The sequence below is a fragment of the Blautia sp. MSK17_66 genome, assembly GCF_020538025.1.
Classification (GTDB): domain Bacteria; phylum Bacillota; class Clostridia; order Lachnospirales; family Lachnospiraceae; genus Blautia_A.
Genome location: NZ_JAJBNQ010000037.1, coordinates 1 through 16765 on the forward strand (window position 1 = coordinate 1; position 16765 = coordinate 16765).

A 16765-nucleotide genomic window follows, 5' to 3' on the forward strand; every position below is an offset into this window, starting at 1 on the left:
TTAAGAATTTTCGAGAATCGTATGTGTTTCACTGTTTAGTTATCAAGGTTCTTTGCTGTACTTATGTGACAGCTCGTTTATTTTATCTTATTCTCAACTGTTTGTCAAGAACTTTTTTAACTTTTTCAAAACTTTTTATTTAAGAAGTTTTGAAACGGAGAAGGAGGGATTTGAACCCTCGCGCCGCTATTAACGACCTACTCCCTTTCCAGGGGAGCCCCTTCGGCCAGCTTGGGTACTTCTCCAAATTGCCCTACACAATTGTTTTTTTCGCTCCGTTTTACCAGAAGCGTTTTATATTATATCGTGTCGTTTCTTGTTTGTCAAGAACTTTTTTAACTTTTTTTGCAAGTTTTTATTCTCAACAAGCGGAGAGAGTGGGATTCGAACCCACGCGCCCTTGCGGACAAACGGTTTTCAAGACCGCCTCGTTATGACCACTTCGATATCTCTCCATATATATTTCTTTGTTTTTTGCGCTTCTCTGTCAGCGCAAGACATATTCTATCATCGAATGTTTCTCCTGTCAACACCTAATTTTACATTTTTTTATATTTTTTCAAAAAAGTTTCTGCAATGTCGAGATCTTCCGGTGTTGTGATCTTGATGTTCTGATAAGAGCCCTCTACCAGACGGATTCCGACTCCCGATTCCTGTTCTACTACCATGGCATCATCTGTAACTCCGGTCATATCTTTTCTGCGTAGACTCTCATGTGCCGATCTGATCAGCGAATAGGCAAAAATCTGAGGTGTCTGAACAGACCATACCCTGCTGCGGTCCGGTGTTGACTGAACAAAACCCTCTTTATCTGAAATTTTGATTGTATCCTTGGACGGCATTCCAATTGCGCAGGCTCCTGTCTCCTGCACGCCAAAAACGCCCCTTTCCAACATTGCTTCTGTTACAAACGGTCTTGCTCCATCATGTATAAAAACATAATCACAGTCCTCGCAGGCAAGAAGTCCCTGATAGACGGAATCGTATCGTTCCTTTCCGCCGGCGATCACCTTTGTCACTTTTGTAAAATTGTAGCGTTCCACAATTTCCTTTTTACAATAGGAAATCATTTCCTCTCCAGTTACCAGAATAATATCCTGTATCAGAGGACTTTTCTGAAAACACTCCAGTGAATAATACAGTACCGGTCTATGATCAATTTCCAGAAACTGTTTCTGAATCCTGCTATTCATCCTTTTACCCTGACCTGCTGCCAGAACAATTGCTGTATTTTTCTCCTGTTTCATAATAAGTCCTCCATAACTGTTGTTTTATCTCTCTCCCAGTCTGAGATTCGGCACTGCATTCAGATCCCAGCCATGACGGGTGCCCTTTTTGTATTCATAATATGCTGCCACACCGATCATCGCCGCATTGTCTGTACAGAAAATTGGTGACGGACGGTAAAACTTGTGTCCATGCTTACTGCATGCCTCTTCCATCGCCGCACGAAGAGTTCCATTCGACGCTACTCCTCCTGCTATTGCGATCTTATCCATATGATAGTCCCTAGCAGCCTGCATGGTATGTTCTACAAGCACATCTACGACTGCTTTCTGAAAAGACGCGGCCAGATCTGCACGGTTTACCTCTTCTCCCTTCATCTGTGCCTGATTCAGATAATTCAATACTGCTGATTTCACTCCACTGAAGCTGAAATCATACGGACAATCCCCAATTTTAGCCCTGGGAAAAACAATAGCATCCGGATTTCCTTCTTTTGATAATTTGTCTATCTTCGGACCGCCCGGATAGCCCAGCCCGATCGCACGGGCCACTTTATCAAAAGCTTCTCCCGCCGCATCGTCTCTTGTACGTCCGAGGATTTCAAATTCCCCATAATCTTTGACAATAACCAGATGTGTGTGACCGCCTGAAACAATCAGACACAAAAACGGCGGTTCCAGATCCGGATGTTCTATATAATTTGCGGAAACATGTCCTTCAATATGATGCACACCCACAAGAGGAAGTTTTTTCGCATATGCAATTGCCTTTGCTTCTGCCACGCCTACAAGAAGTGCACCCACAAGTCCCGGTCCATAAGTAACTCCGATCGCATCCAGATCATCCAGCGTCACGTCCGCTTCCTTAAGAGCTTCCTCGATCACCTGGTTTACCTTCTCAATATGCTTACGAGAAGCGATTTCCGGCACAACTCCTCCATATAATTTATGAAGTTCTATCTGCGACGATATCACATTGGATAAAATAGTCCTGCCGTTTTTTACTACGGAGGCTGCTGTCTCATCGCAGGAGCTTTCTATTGCAAGAATTAATGTATCTTCCATAATAAGGCACCTCTAGTCTTCTTCAAAATTCAATTCTACGCTTTTGCCATCTTTACCAGGATATGCATTCGGAAAAATCCCTCTTACCATATCCATATATTCATCCGGTCGGATTAGCGAAGGGCTGAAATGCGTCAGCCACATTTCTCCAACCTCCGCATCCCTTGCAAGTGTCGCTGCTTCTCTGAACATCATATGCTTGTAACCCTTTGCCTTTTCAATCTTCTCGTCCTCCGCATACATTCCCTCACAGATAAAAAGATCTGAACCCTTTGCATTGCGCAAAATGGACTCTGTCGGTCTGGTATCTGTAGTATAGGTAACTTTGATTCCCTTTCGCTCTGGTCCAAGAACCATATCAGGTGTATAAACAATACCGTCTTCTTCTATCGTCTGTCCCTTCTGCAGCGGATTCCAGAACTTCAGAGGGATTCCCTGATCTCTGGCACGTTCCGGTGAAAACCTGCCCTGACGCAGAATCTCAAGTGTATAGCCATAGCAGATCACATTATGATTCACTCTGAACGCTGTAATCCTGTAGCCATTAATTTCTATCACTTCTTCTGGTTTCGTAATCTCGATAAACTTGATCTCAAAAGGAAGTTCCGGTGCGATCACGCGAAGTGCATTCACAACCCGCTCCAGTCCTTTTGGTCCGATAAGGGTAAGCGGCTCACTTCGATCTGCATTGCCCATTGTAAGAAGAAGCCCCGGAAGTCCACTGATATGATCCCCATGATAATGAGTAAAGCAGATCACATCAATAGGTTTAAAACTCCATCCCTTTTCCTTCACCGCCACCTGTGTTCCTTCTCCACAGTCGATCAGCAGGCTGCTTCCGTTATATCTGGTCATAAGAGCGGTCAGCCAGCGTCTTGGAAGCGGCATCATTCCTCCGGTTCCAAGTAAACAAACATCTAACATATTTTTCCTCGTTTTCTATTCCATTATTGTTTCTTTGTCATAAGAACCGCATTTTCCTGCGGGTCAGTATAATAATTTTTGCGAAGTCCATCCTCCAGAAAACCCAGTCTCTGATAGAGTCTGCGGGCACTTCCATTGCCCTCCCGTACTTCGAGATGAACCAGATGGATTCCCTGTGCTTCCGCCAGCATGAGCATGCTGTTTACCAGAAAGTAGCCAATCCCTTCCTTTTGACGATCTCTGCATACCGCTACATTGAGGATGTCTCCCTCATCCAGTACTGTCTGCATACTACAGTATCCAAGAATCCTGTTCTTTTCTTCTACTACAAAAAACATCGTGTCCTCTCTTGTCAGAAAAGTAAACATTCCTTCTTTGGTCCACGGCATGGCAAAAAGATCTGTCTCAATCTCCATGACCTGATCCAGATCTTCTGTCAGCATCTCCCGGAAAGTCATATCTGTTCTCCGGACTGTGCCGCCTCCCGCTCCTTCTTCTGTCGTTCTTCACGTTCACGCTCTGCCTGTGATACACGCAGATAATCCGGAATATGCTCCATTGCTGTCTGTGTTCTTCCTTCTTTATAATAAATAAGTCCAAGTGCTGCAACCGCTGCCGCTCTCTGCTTATTCACATGTGCAGGAGCAAAAGAATACGGCACATTCAGTTTCTCAGCTATCATATCCGCAAAAACCGGCACTCCGTCTCCGAGAAATGTCACTGGCTGCTGGTATTCATTCAGCTTCCTGATCATTTCTTCCATCGGTACAGCCATCTGGTCCTCCACTGTCACAAGTCTGTGCTCCTCAAAGCGGTAGATTCCTGTGTAAACCTGTCTTCTCCTCGCATCCATGATCGGACAGATCAGTCCGTCTGTGTCATACAGATTATAGGCAAGACCCTCTACAGTCGGAACCGCTATCAGCGGTTTCTTAAGAGCAAGGCCAAGCCCCTTCGCTGTTGCTGAACCGATACGAAGTCCGGTAAAAGATCCCGGACCTGCCGCTACTGCAATCGCATCGATCGTATTCAGATCAAGCTCTGTCATTTTGGCAATCTCATCCAACATTGGAAGTAATGTCTGCGAATGTGTTTTTTTGTAATTTACAGTATATTCTGCTACCAGAATATCATCTTCTACAACAGCTACAGAGGCTACAATCCCTGAACTGTCAAGACCTAAAATTTTCATGTTTTTCTCCTCAATCCGAAATCTTAATTTCTTATGACTCCAGCCCTGCAATCGTAATACGTCGATAATCAAAGCCTTTAGAAAGATCTTTCTCAATGGTTATGGAAATCCTGTCCTCTGGCAAAATTTCCTCTATAAGTTCTGCCCATTCGATCAGACATATTCCTCCGCCAAAAAAGTAGTCATCATAACCGATCTCTTCCATTTCTTCAATATCGCCGATCCTATATACATCAAAATGATAAAACGGAAGTCTACCCTCCTCATACACCTGTACGATCGTAAACGTAGGACTGTTTACCGGTTCTGTAATTCCCAGTCCCGCAGCTACTCCCTGTGTAAATACAGTCTTTCCGACTCCCAGATCACCAGTCAGTGTATAGACCTGTCCGGGTTTTGCATTTCTTCCGATCTCCTGTCCGAGGGCAAATGTTTCCTCCGGATTTTTCGTTTCTATTATCACGCAAATCACCTTTTTCCTTGCAGAATTGTTCTTTGCATATTATAATAGAGCCCACAAAGAAAAACAATACTTTTTGCAAAAGGAGATCATGATTATGGCAAATAAAAATCCGATCGTAACCATTACTATGGAAAACGGCGACGTAATGAAAGCTGAATTATATCCGGAAATCGCACCAAACACTGTCAATAACTTTATCAGTCTTGTAAAGAATGGCTTCTATGACGGACTGATCTTCCATCGTGTCATCAACGGCTTTATGATCCAGGGAGGATGCCCGGATGGAACCGGAATGGGTGGCCCTGGATACAGCATCAAGGGTGAATTTGCCCAGAATGGTGTTGCAAACGATCTTGCTCATACACCTGGTGTTCTTTCCATGGCAAGAGCAATGCATCCAAACTCCGGAGGAAGCCAGTTCTTCATTATGCACAAAGCTGCTCCACATCTTGACGGAAGCTACGCTGCCTTCGGAAAGATCATCGAGGGCATGGATGTTGTGAATAAAATTGCCGAGACAGAAACTGATTTCAGAGATCGTCCTCTGGATGAGCAGGAAATCAAATCTATGACTGTTGATACCTTCGGTGTAGAATATCCAGAACCGGAGAAATGTTGATCTGATGTTATAAAGTAAAAAAGCTGGGACATGCTTCTGCGTGCACCCAACTTTTTTATTGCCTTAATATCAGTCCTCAAAGGTAAGAACATCTCCGTTTACCTTTGCAAAATATAGTTCCTTTTCCTTTTCCATTACAGCTCTGCCGTTCGTTCCTTCTGTGATGGCTTTCTGTACCGCATCCGTTTCAGAATTTGGAACCAGAAGTTTCAAAACCACTTTATCTGTATATTCACTGTCCAGTATCGGAATCTGGCGTTCTCCGGCAATATACTGAATTTTTCCGATTCCGGTATAATCTGTTGTTATTTTAAGAGAAATCCCCTTTTTCTTCTCGATCAGAAGGCTTTCGGAAAGCCCCTCCTGTACAGCTTTGGAATACGCTCTGACCAGTCCTCCTGTTCCGAGAAGTACACCTCCAAAATATCTTGTCACGACCACCGCAATATTATAAATATCTTCTCCCAGAATAACATCAAGCATCGGACGCCCTGCGGTTCCTGACGGTTCTCCATCATCACTGCATCTTGTATATTCTCTGTTCCTTCCGACAGAGTATGCATAACAATTATGTCTTGCATCCCAATATTGTTTGCGCATTTCCTCCAGAAAAGCCAATGCCTCTTCTTCATTTCTGACTGGACGCACTGTCGCTATAAAACGTGATTTTTTCTCAATAATTTCTCCTGTACCGCCCTCCAGCACAGTTTTGTATTGCTCCATTTCATTCCCTCCCAGCCTGTACAACACAGGCTGCGACCATCCTGCCAGATGATTGCAGCCTGCTGCTGTTTTATACTTGTAACTGTTCAGTACCCTCGCAGTTACTCATGTTTTACTATTCTTCGGCATCGCCGCCAGTGGAATCTCCACCTTCGTCTCCTCCGGTGTTTCCTCCTTCATCGCCACCGCCGGTATTATCTCCTCCACTTTCGTCTCCTCCGGTACTATCTCCTCCACCTTCGTTTCCTCCGGTATTGTCTCCGGTATTGTCTCCGGTATTATTTCCTGTGTTATCCCCGGTGTTGTCTCCAGTGGAATCTCCGGTATTGTCTCCGGTATTATCTCCGGTATTGTCCGTCTGCGTACCATCAGGATTATAGGTACCCTCTTCTGTAGTATATTCCTGCATACTGTCATTGCTATCTTCAGAATATCCATAGAAATGCTGACCACAATACTCCGTTGGAACATCACCAATATCAAAATACTCTGTGATAACCGGACAGCCTGCTCTCGGAAGGAGTCCTGTTTCTGAACAGATACTGATTTTCTCTACACTTGCCGGCATCTCAAAATCTCTGTCCGGAAGTCCCTCATGAATACGGGTCATAACTTTCTTCCAGAGATTCTTATGGAAATTCCTTGCATCTTCCGGCAGTTTCTCATTATTATCAAATCCGGACCATACTGCACAGGTATAATACGGTGTATATCCGACAAACCAAAGGTCATTGTACGCATCTGTTGTACCTGTCTTACCTGCAACTGTCATATTATCCAGCTGGCAGGCTGTACCTGTACCCTGTGTCACAACATCCTCCATCGCACTTGTCAGAAGCCATGCCGTACTTTCTTTGATCACAGAACGTCCCGCGGATGTTTTCTCGATCAGGACATTTCCATTATGATCCAGAATTTTGGTATAGTAAAGTGGTTCAATATAATTACCGCTGTTTGCAATCGTCGCATATGCCGCACACAGTTCCACGTTTGTGACGCCATTGGTCAGACCGCCAAGTGCCAGTGGAAGGTTGGCATCTGTCCACACGGTTCCATTCGCATCACGATCTGCTTCTGTGCCATGTGCCAGCGTTGTAAATCCAAAGTTATCCAGATACTGAAGGCCCAGTTCCGGTGTAACCTCTTCCAGACATTTCACAGCAACAACATTGATGGAATTCTGGATCGCCCTGCGGATTGTTGTCGTTCCGTTATAGCTTCTTGAAGCATTGTTGACCGGTGAACCATCCGGATAATTATACGGCTCATCCTCAAATGTAGTCGCAAGCGTCATGCCCTTCTCATTAAGAGCCGGTGCATATGTGGAAAGAATCTTAAATGTAGATCCCGGCTGTCTCGTTGTATCTGTTGCACGATTCAGGGTAAGACTCGCCGTCTTTTCTCCACGTCCGCCTACGATTGCTTTGACATATCCTGTATGCTGATCGATCACGCTCATGGAAGACTGTGGCTGAGGAGCAAAGCTTACACGTTCTGCAACAACAGTACTTCCATCTGCAAGAATACTCTCCTTATAACGGTCAACATAACTCTGTCCTTCTTCCTGTGAATCAAATAACAGGTCAAATTCCGGATCCTCGTTCTGGAAATAAAGCTTCAGCATTTCTTTGCTGTAGTTCTCTTCCTCTCCCTGCGGATTCTTGACTGTAAGAGCATAGTCCAGCGCATACTGGACATAATCCGGGTAATTTGACGGATCTGCATATTCCTCATCAAGAATCTTCTGGATCTGTGAATCCTGTGTTGTATAAATACTCAGACCGCCACTGTATACCAGATTCTGTGCCTGCGTTCTTGTGTAACCTTTAATATTCATCAGGTCATTGATCACCTGATCAATAAGCTCATCCTCAAAATAGGTATATACTGTATTTTCAGTATCTGAATTCATGATCTGTGCATCCCGAATACGAGAATATACATCGTCATTTATTACCTCATCGTACTGAGTCTGTGTGATATAACCCTGAGTGATCATATGATCCAGAACTTCCTTACGTCTCTTGGCATTTTCCTGCGGATGCTCAATCGGATTAAACTGTGTAGGATTCTGTGTAATGCCCGCCAGAGTTGCACTCTCTGAAAGATTCAGATCCCAGACGTCTTTGTTGAAATATTTCCTTGCAGCAGCCTGTACACCATAAGTTCCCGCCCCAAGGTTGATGGTATTCAGATAATTTTCAAGAATGACATTCTTATCATTGATCTTCTTTTCGATTTCTACTGCGAGATACTGCTCCTGGATCTTACGGGTAAAACGCTCAAGCCAGGTAGATTCATTTGTCCAGTTGGTAAAGACATTGTTCTTAAGAAGCTGCTGTGTGATTGTACTGGCACCCTCAGAAAGATCTCCTGAAGTAATATTCTTCACAAATGCACGAAGAATTCCCCTAACATCAATTCCATTATGCTCATAAAAACGCTCGTCCTCTATCGCAACTACTGCATGCTGCAGATCTGTCGGAATCTGATCAATGGAAACCGGCAGACGGTTGGAGCTCGGTGCTGTTAATTTACGAAGCTGATTTCCATCACCATCATACAAAAAAGTCGCATAACCCAATGGTGAGATATCCACATCATTCACATCGGGAGCATTGTCTATAATTCCCCGAAAAGCGCCGATTCCTACGCAGCCAACAGCCACACAGATGGTGATCAGTACTGCAAACAAAACTCTGATAAATGAGACATGTGCCCGCTTGCCCATCATCGCAGTACGGGATATCAGAGAATTCCGCTTTCTGGAAACTGATTTTTTTCCGTAATTCATGGTTTTCCTCCTTTACAGTCCGTTTTATTATAACAAATACAGAATCGTAAATAAAGCCCCAATTAAAAACTTCACATTTTCTTCCAAAAGTATTATTTTTTTAGAAAAAAGAGAAGAAATCCTCGTAAAAAGATCTCTTCCCTTTAAGTTCAGTTCAAAATATGTATATCCTGTTTTTAGAGAACCATTTTGGCTGCTCCATAAATTCCTGCATCATTTCCAAGTGTTGCAAGAACGATCGGTGTCTCCTTGCAGGATGAAAATGCATATCTCTGATAATATTTTTCGATGCAGTCGATCAGCGGCTGTCCTGCTTTTGACACACCACCGCCAATAACAATTGCCTCTGGATCAACAACCGTTGTAAATCCTGCGATAGCACCTCCGAGAAGATCGCCTACATATTCCATAATACGGACAGCCACTGCATCCCCTGCCTTGAACGCATCCAGAACATCTTTGGCTGTAATATTCTGAAGTTCTCTTAAAGTACTGTCATCTTCTGATGCTGCCAGCACTCTTCCTGCCACACGTACGATTCCTGTCGCTGAAGCATACTGCTCCAGACATCCGTGATTTCCGCAGTTACATTTCTCTTCTTCACCGCGGACAACAAGAGCATGACCGATCTCACCACCGGCACCATGAGAACCTGCAAGGATCTTACCATTAATAATAATTCCTCCGCCAACACCGGTGCCGAGAGTGATCATGATTATATTCTGTGCACCTGCTGCTGCGCCTTTCCATGCCTCTCCCAGAGCTGCAACATTTGCATCATTGCCTGCCTGTGCTTTAAGACCTGTAAGATCACCTAAAATCTGCGCTACCGGCGTAAATCCCCAGTAAAGGTTTACCGCACATGCTGCCTCTCCTCTGGAGTTGATCGGTCCTGGAATTCCAATTCCAACGCCTTCCACATCTGCTTTGTCGATATTTTTTTCTGCAAGCTTTGCATTAATTGTTTCCGCAACATCCGGAAGAATATTCTGTCCGTTATTTTCCGTTCTTGTCGGGATCTCCCATTTTTCTACAAGTGTTCCGTCTGTATGGAACAGACCGCATTTTACTGAAGTGCCACCTACATCAATTCCGAAACAATATGTTTTCATTTTCTCCACTCTCTCCTGACTTTTTTATTAATATTTGCAGCGTCTTACTCTTCCCTCTTGCGTGCAATGTTTGCCTGTACACGTTTGTAAAGTTCTTCAGCCGCATTATATCCCATCTTTTTCTGTCTGTGGTTTACCGCAGCAGATTCTACGATAACCGCAAGATTTCGACCAGGTCTGATCGGCAGAGAATGACACACGATCTTGTTTCCAAGATATTCTGTATACTCCTCATGCAGTCCCAGACGATCATATTCTTTGTCTCGATCCCACTCTTCCAGCTTAATGACAAGGTCTACAGACTGCGTATCCTTGACACTCTCAACACCGAACAGTGTTTTGACATCTATGATCCCGATACCTCTCAATTCAATAAAGTGTCTGGTGATGTCCGGTGCAGAGCCTACCAGCGTGACATCACTCACTTTACGGAGTTCTACCACATCATCACTTACCAGACGATGTCCTCTCTTGATCAGTTCCAGAGCCGCCTCGCTCTTACCAATACCACTCTCTCCTGTGATCAGGATTCCCTCACCATAAACATCAACGAGAACTCCATGAATAGAAATACATGGTGCAAGCTGCACACCAAGCCAGCGGATAATTTCTGCCATCAGACTGGATGTTGTTCTCTCTGTTACAAACGTCGGCACATTATACTTGATAGCCATATCGATCATATCCTGAGATGGTTTGGTCATGGTACTGAAGATAACACACGGAATCTTGCTGGAAATAAAACGTTCATACGTCTTCATACGTTTTTCATCACTAAGCTGCATAAGATATGTGTACTCTACATATCCAATGATCTGAACACGTTCATTGGCAAAATGTTCCAGATAACCGGTAAGCTGCAGTGCAGGACGGTTAATCTCCGCGGTTATGATCCTCATGTCTGACAGATCGATCTCAGGAGTGAGATTGTTAAGATTCAGTTCCTGAATCATTTTTGTCATCAATACACCTTTCATATTATGTCTTCTCCTTTAATGTTTATATATTTCAAGTGCCCTGTTTCTCATTCGTCGGTAACATATAGGGTATCTGACCGATGAAAAAAATCATACACCTGTTTTGCACTTCCTGCATTCATAGACTCCGTCTGTGCCAGTTCTTCCTCTGATGCATCTCTGATTGCTTCGATCGAACGAAAACGGCGCATCAGAGCCTTTCTTCGTCTCTCACCAATTCCTGGAATGTCATCCAGCACGGAATGCACCTGTTCCTTACTTCTGAGAGAACGGTGATATTCAATCGCAAATCGATGTGCCTCATCTTGAATTCTGGTAATCAGCCGAAATCCTTCACTGTTTGTATCAATCGGAATCTCTACATTATTGTAATACAGTCCTCTGGTACGATGGTTATCATCCTTTACCATTCCGCAGACCGGAATTGCTATTCCAAGCTTCTCAAGGACACCAAGTGCTATGTTGACCTGTCCGCGTCCTCCGTCCATCAGAAGAAGATCCGGCATTCTGGCAAAGCTGTCAAACTCTCCATTACTTTCATGTGTAAATCGTCTCGTCAGCACTTCTTCCATACTGGCATAATCATTCGGACCCTGAACCGATCTGATTCGAAATTTACGATAATCACTTCGCTTCGGTTTTCCTTTCTCATAGACCACCATCGAACCTACCGACTCAAATCCACTGATATTTGAAATATCAAATGCCTCCATACGGACAAGGCCCGTAAGTCCAAGCCATTCTTCCACCTCATGGACTGCACCAATCGTTCTTCCCTCTTCCCTGCGAATACGCTCACGATCCTTCTCCAGAACCATCCGTGCGTTTTCCCAGGCAAGCTCGACTATTTTTTCTTTTGTACCCTTCTTAGGGATCACAATGTGTACTTTCTGCTTTCGTCTGAAGGACAGCCATTCCTCAATCACTTCTCTGTCTTCAATATCCGTCTGCAGCATGATTTCTCTTGGTATAAACGGTGTGCCTGCATAATATTGTTTCAGAAAACTGGACAAAACCTGCGAACGTGTATCCCCTCTGGCAACCCTGAGATAGAAGTGATCTCTGCCGATCATCCTGCCGCTTCTCATAAAGAACACCTGCACAACTGCATCCTGTTCCTTAAGATCCAGGCTTTCATCCATTGCCGCAGCTATAATATCTCTGTCTTCTTCTCCGTAGGCAGTAATCTTCTGTCTCTCGCCGATCTTACGAATACTCTGTATCAGATCCCGATAACCGGCGGCATCCTCAAAACGCATTTCCTCGGAAGCTGTCATCATCTTGTCCGTAAGTTCGTCGATCGTATCCTGAAAATCCCCATTCAGAAAACGGATCACCTTCTGAATGTTTTCCCTGTATTGTTTCTGATCCACATGCCCGGTGCAGGGACCGGTACACTGTTTCATATGATAGTACAGACATGGCCGGTCCTTCCCGCAGTCACGCGGAAGGTTTCTGCTGCATGATCTTACCTGATACAGTTTCCGCAGCAGCTCGATCACATCCTTGACCGCTCCGCCACTTGTATAAGGACCGAAATATCTGTTTTTGTCCTTCTTCATCTGTCTGGCAAACAGGACTCTGGGATATGTCTCCTGCACCGTCACCTTAATAAACGGATAGCTCTTATCATCCTTGAGCATAGTGTTATATTTCGGACGATGTTCCTTAATCAGGTTACTCTCCAGAACCAGTGCTTCCAGTTCAGAATCTGTAACAATATATTCAAATCTTGCGATGTGAGTGACCATCTGCTCGATCTTGGCTCCCTTGTTACGGCTGCTCTGAAAATACTGTCGTACACGGTTACGAAGACTGACTGCCTTGCCCACATAGATGATCGCATCTCGCTCATCGTGCATAATGTACACACCCGGTCTTGCGGGAAGCTTCTTTAATTCTTCTTCAATCTGAAACATATCTCAGTTTCCTCAGGCCTCTGTGTTGTTTTCCTCTGCTGCTTCTGAACACTCCTCAGATATCTTCTGTTCTTCAAAAGCTGCTTCTGCTTTCTCTAAAGGCTTCTTTGAAAGGCTTACTCCGGCAGAACTGCTGGTTTCTGTCTGTGTTTCCTCTTTCCTGTCAAAATCCGGAAGTTCCTCCAGATTGTCCGGAATCTCAATTCCTCTCTCAACAGCACGAAAGATCTTCATAAATTCTTTGCCTGTGATCGTCTCTCTGCGAATCAGGTAAGCGGCGATCTTGTCCAGTGCTTCTCTGTGTTCACTCAGAAGTCTCTTAGCTTCTTCATAGGAATAATGAAGGAGCTGCATCACTTCATGATCGATCTCGGTTGCTGTATCATCTCCACAGTTAAGCACCGCTCTTCCTGAAAGATACTGATTTTCCTGTGTTGCAAGTCCCATCAGGCCAAATTTCTGCGACATACCATACTGAGTGATCATCGCACGCGCAACCTTCGTGGCCTGCTCAATATCGTTGGCCGCTCCTGTCGTTACGGTGTCAAAAACAAGTTCCTCTGCCGCACGTCCTCCAAGATAACCTACCAGCATTGCCTCCAGTTCCTTCTGCGTATTAAGATATTTCTCCTCTTCCGGAACCTGCATGACATATCCGAGTGCTCCCATGGTACGCGGAACAATGGTAATCTTCTGAACCGGCTCCGCATCCTTCTGAAGTGCATTCACAAGTGCATGACCTACTTCGTGATAAGAAACAATCCTTCTCTCCTGTGCACTTAAGATACGGTCCTTCTTTTCCTTACCGACCAGAACAACCTCCACAGATTCCTGAAGATCCTTCTGCGAAACAGCCCTGCGTCCGTTCTTGACTGCAAGGATTGCCGCCTCATTGATCATATTTGCAAGATCGGATCCGACTGCACCTGATGTTGCCAGTGCAATGGCATCCAGATCCACGGTTTCATCCAGCATGACGTTCTTGGCATGGACTTTGAGGATTTCCACACGACCCTTCAGATCCGGACGATCCACAATGATACGGCGGTCAAAACGTCCCGGACGCAAGAGTGCCGGGTCCAGTACCTCCGGACGGTTCGTTGCCGCCAGGATCAGAAGTCCCTTGGAAGTATCAAATCCGTCCATCTCTGCAAGAAGCTGGTTCAGTGTCTGTTCACGTTCATCATTTCCACCGCCATATCTGGAATCACGACTCTTACCTATGGCGTCAATCTCATCAATAAATACGATACATGGTGCGTTTTTCTTGGCTTCCTCAAACAGATCTCGAACTCTGGAAGCTCCGACACCAACAAACATCTCTACAAACTCAGAACCGGACAGAGAGAAGAATGGCACATTTGCTTCTCCTGCAACGGCCTTGGCAAGAAGAGTCTTACCTGTTCCCGGAGGTCCCACAAGCAGTGCGCCCTTCGGAAGCTTCGCACCAATCTGCGTATATTTGCCCGGATTGTGCAGAAAATCTACGACCTCCTGCAGAGATTCCTTCGCTTCTTCCTGTCCTGCAACATCTTTAAAAAGGACTCCTGTCTCCTTCTGGATATAAGCCTTCGCACGGCTCTTGCCGACACCCATGATTCCTCCGCCGCTTCCTTTGTTCATGCGACGCATAAAATACAGAAGCATAAAGAACAGTACTACTGTTGGAAGTAGGACGCTTATCATGGTAGAAACAAACTCGCCCATCACATCAGGCGGTTCATATTTAAAAATAATTCCCTTACCTTCCAGTCTCTCAGTCAATGCACTGGTATCCTCCATCTGATTGACCTTGTAGCTTTCTTTCTGATAAGATTTCTGAAGTTTTGGAACGACAGTCAGCACTCCCGACTGGAGTGTCACTTCTCTGATCTGATCTTTATCTACCATCTCGATAAATTTATCGTATGTGATCTCACTGGATTTATCGCTCATCATATCTGTCACAAAACTCAGACACACTAAACTGATCAGAAGGCAGATCAAAAATCCCAGAATAGTCTGACGATTCTTGTTCGGTCCCTGATTCTTTGGGTTATTTCGGTTCGGACGCTTATCCATATGATCGTTCATTCTTTTCCTCCTCTTATTATCTTCTATATTATAAAGAGATTTTCGTTATAAATCAACTGGAAAACTGTGAATGTTTGTAGTATACTAAACGCGAATGCATTTGACTAAGTTACTGCAAACTGCAGCTAAGTGTGATGGAAAGGAAATCGACAAATGAAAATTGGATTTGATAATGAAAAGTATCTGACAATGCAGTCCGAACATATCCGTGACCGTATCAGCAAATTTGACAACAAGCTTTACCTTGAATTCGGCGGAAAACTCTTTGATGATTACCACGCTTCCCGTGTTCTTCCAGGATTCGAACCAGACAGCAAGCTCCGTATGCTCATGCAGCTCAGTGACCAGGCTGAAATCGTCATCGTCATCAGTGCTGCCGATATTGACAAAAATAAAATGCGTGGTGACCTTGGAATCACCTATGACGAGGATGTGCTTCGCCTGATCGATGCTTTTACAGAGCGTGGTCTCTATGTAGGAAGCGTATGCATTACACGCTATGCCGGTCAGGAAAGTGCAATTCTTTTCAAAAACCGTCTTGCAAAGCTCGGAATTAAAGTTTACTTCCATTATAGTATCCCAGGATATCCAAGCAATATCCCTCTGATCGTAAGTGACGAAGGCTATGGAAGAAATGAATATATTGAAACATCAAGACCACTTGTGGTCATTACCGCACCCGGACCAGGAAGCGGAAAGATGGCAACCTGTCTCTCTCAGTTATACCATGAATACAAGCGTGGAGTTGCTGCCGGTTATGCCAAATTTGAGACATTCCCAATCTGGAATATTCCTCTGAAGCATCCGGTCAATCTTGCATATGAGGCTGCTACTGCTGACCTGAATGATGTCAATATGATCGACCCATTCCATCTGGAAGCCTACGGTGAAACAACTGTCAACTATAACCGTGATGTAGAAATCTTCCCTGTTCTTCAGGCTATGTTCGAAAAGATCATGGGCGACTGCCCTTATAAGTCACCTACCGATATGGGTGTCAACATGGCTGGAAACTGTATTGTTGATGATGATGTATGCTGCGAAGCTTCCCGTCAGGAGATCATTCGTCGTTACTATAAGAGCTGCGGTGCCCTTCTTACCGGCACCGGTACAGAGGAAGAGGTACGCAAAATCGAGCTTCTTCTGAAACAGGCGCATGCTTCTCTTGAAGACCGCAAAGTTGTTTCTGCAAGTCTTCAGAAAGAGCAGGAAACAGGCGGACCTGCTGCTGCTCTGGAGCTTCCTGACGGACGTATTATTTATGGTAAAACCTCCGATCTTCTCGGAGCCTCTTCCGCACTTATTCTGAATACACTGAAAGAACTTGCCGGAATTGACCACAAACATCATGTAATCTCACCGGAGGCAATCCATCCGATCCAGGAACTCAAAACCAAATATCTCGGAAGCAGAAACCCAAGACTTCATACAGACGAAACTCTAATCGCACTCTCTGTCAGCGCGGCAAGCAATCCGGAGGCACGTCTGGCACTGGAGCAGCTTCACACCCTCAAAGGCTGTCAGGCCCATACTTCTGTCATGTTGTCTTCTGTTGATATCTGGGAATTCCGCAAACTCGGTATCGAACTGACCTGCGAACCAAAGTTTGAAAAAGAAAAAAAATATCACTGACTCACAGTTTTCTGACGTAAAAATACCCCGATGGATCATTCAAACG

14 protein-coding genes and 2 tRNA genes are annotated in these 16765 nt (G+C 44.7%); 2 read left to right on the forward strand and 14 right to left on the reverse strand.

Translation table 11 applies throughout. The features are described 5' to 3' along the window. Positions 1 to 155 precede the first annotated feature (155 nt). The 8 genes from LIR34_RS16225 to tsaE form a co-directional block, all read right to left on the reverse strand. Positions 156 to 245 (reverse strand) — tRNA-Ser (locus LIR34_RS16225). Positions 246 to 369: 124 nt separating this feature from the next. After that, positions 370 to 455 (reverse strand) — tRNA-Ser (locus LIR34_RS16230). An 84-nt stretch (positions 456 to 539) separates the two neighbouring features. Beyond that, entirely contained in the window at positions 540 to 1247 is a 708-nt protein-coding gene (gene ispD / locus LIR34_RS16235; RefSeq protein WP_173903277.1) for a 2-C-methyl-D-erythritol 4-phosphate cytidylyltransferase, read from the reverse strand. A gap of 24 nt (positions 1248 to 1271) precedes the next feature. Next, complete coding sequence (tsaD, locus tag LIR34_RS16240; RefSeq protein ID WP_173903278.1) at positions 1272 to 2291, reverse strand: tRNA (adenosine(37)-N6)-threonylcarbamoyltransferase complex transferase subunit TsaD; 1020 nt, start codon at positions 2289 to 2291, stop codon at positions 1272 to 1274. A 12-nt stretch (positions 2292 to 2303) separates the two neighbouring features. Continuing rightward, positions 2304 to 3215 carry a ribonuclease Z gene (locus tag LIR34_RS16245; protein WP_161286216.1) on the reverse strand — a complete coding sequence of 304 codons (912 nt, stop codon included), beginning with the start codon at positions 3213 to 3215 and terminating at the stop codon, positions 2304 to 2306. A 23-nt stretch (positions 3216 to 3238) separates the two neighbouring features. Further along, positions 3239 to 3673 (reverse strand): ribosomal protein S18-alanine N-acetyltransferase, encoded by a 435-nt coding sequence (gene rimI / locus LIR34_RS16250; protein WP_173903279.1) that lies wholly within the window; start codon positions 3671 to 3673, stop codon positions 3239 to 3241. Then, positions 3670 to 4407: a tRNA (adenosine(37)-N6)-threonylcarbamoyltransferase complex dimerization subunit type 1 TsaB gene (tsaB, locus tag LIR34_RS16255; protein ID WP_161286218.1), complete on the reverse strand. Its 738-nt coding sequence runs from the start codon at positions 4405 to 4407 to the stop codon at positions 3670 to 3672. Before tsaB ends, rimI begins: the two co-directional genes overlap by 4 nt. A 31-nt stretch (positions 4408 to 4438) precedes the next feature. After that, positions 4439 to 4870, reverse strand: a complete 432-nt coding sequence (gene tsaE, locus LIR34_RS16260) for a tRNA (adenosine(37)-N6)-threonylcarbamoyltransferase complex ATPase subunit type 1 TsaE (RefSeq protein WP_161286219.1) — start codon at positions 4868 to 4870, stop codon at positions 4439 to 4441. A gap of 94 nt (positions 4871 to 4964) precedes the next feature. Here tsaE and LIR34_RS16265 point away from each other — a divergent pair, with 94 nt between their 5' ends. Then, positions 4965 to 5489: a peptidylprolyl isomerase gene (locus LIR34_RS16265; protein WP_161286220.1), complete on the forward strand. Its 525-nt coding sequence runs from the start codon at positions 4965 to 4967 to the stop codon at positions 5487 to 5489. Positions 5490 to 5558: 69 nt separating this feature from the next. Here the strand turns inward: LIR34_RS16265 and LIR34_RS16270 are convergent, their stop codons facing one another. The 6 genes from LIR34_RS16270 to ftsH form a co-directional block, all read right to left on the reverse strand. Next, positions 5559 to 6212, reverse strand: a complete 654-nt coding sequence (locus LIR34_RS16270) for a YigZ family protein (protein ID WP_173903280.1) — start codon at positions 6210 to 6212, stop codon at positions 5559 to 5561. Between the two features lie 115 nt (positions 6213 to 6327). Beyond that, complete coding sequence (locus LIR34_RS16275) at positions 6328 to 9006, reverse strand: transglycosylase domain-containing protein (protein ID WP_173903281.1); 2679 nt, start codon at positions 9004 to 9006, stop codon at positions 6328 to 6330. A 176-nt stretch (positions 9007 to 9182) separates the two neighbouring features. Beyond that, positions 9183 to 10118 carry an ROK family glucokinase gene (locus tag LIR34_RS16280; protein WP_161286223.1) on the reverse strand — a complete coding sequence of 312 codons (936 nt, stop codon included), beginning with the start codon at positions 10116 to 10118 and terminating at the stop codon, positions 9183 to 9185. A gap of 44 nt (positions 10119 to 10162) precedes the next feature. After that, positions 10163 to 11095, reverse strand: a complete 933-nt coding sequence (hprK, locus tag LIR34_RS16285; RefSeq protein ID WP_161286224.1) for an HPr(Ser) kinase/phosphatase — start codon at positions 11093 to 11095, stop codon at positions 10163 to 10165. A gap of 47 nt (positions 11096 to 11142) precedes the next feature. Then, entirely contained in the window at positions 11143 to 13014 is a 1872-nt protein-coding gene (uvrC, locus tag LIR34_RS16290) for an excinuclease ABC subunit UvrC (protein WP_173903282.1), read from the reverse strand. 12 nt (positions 13015 to 13026) lie between these two features. Beyond that, positions 13027 to 15087: an ATP-dependent zinc metalloprotease FtsH gene (gene ftsH, locus LIR34_RS16295; protein WP_173903283.1), complete on the reverse strand. Its 2061-nt coding sequence runs from the start codon at positions 15085 to 15087 to the stop codon at positions 13027 to 13029. A gap of 153 nt (positions 15088 to 15240) precedes the next feature. On the opposite strand from ftsH, the gene LIR34_RS16300 reads away from it, so the two are divergent. Continuing rightward, on the forward strand, positions 15241 to 16719 hold the full coding sequence (locus tag LIR34_RS16300) for a DUF1846 domain-containing protein (RefSeq protein WP_173903284.1): 1479 nt from the start codon (positions 15241 to 15243) through the stop codon (positions 16717 to 16719). The last annotated feature ends 46 nt before the right edge of the window (positions 16720 to 16765 follow it).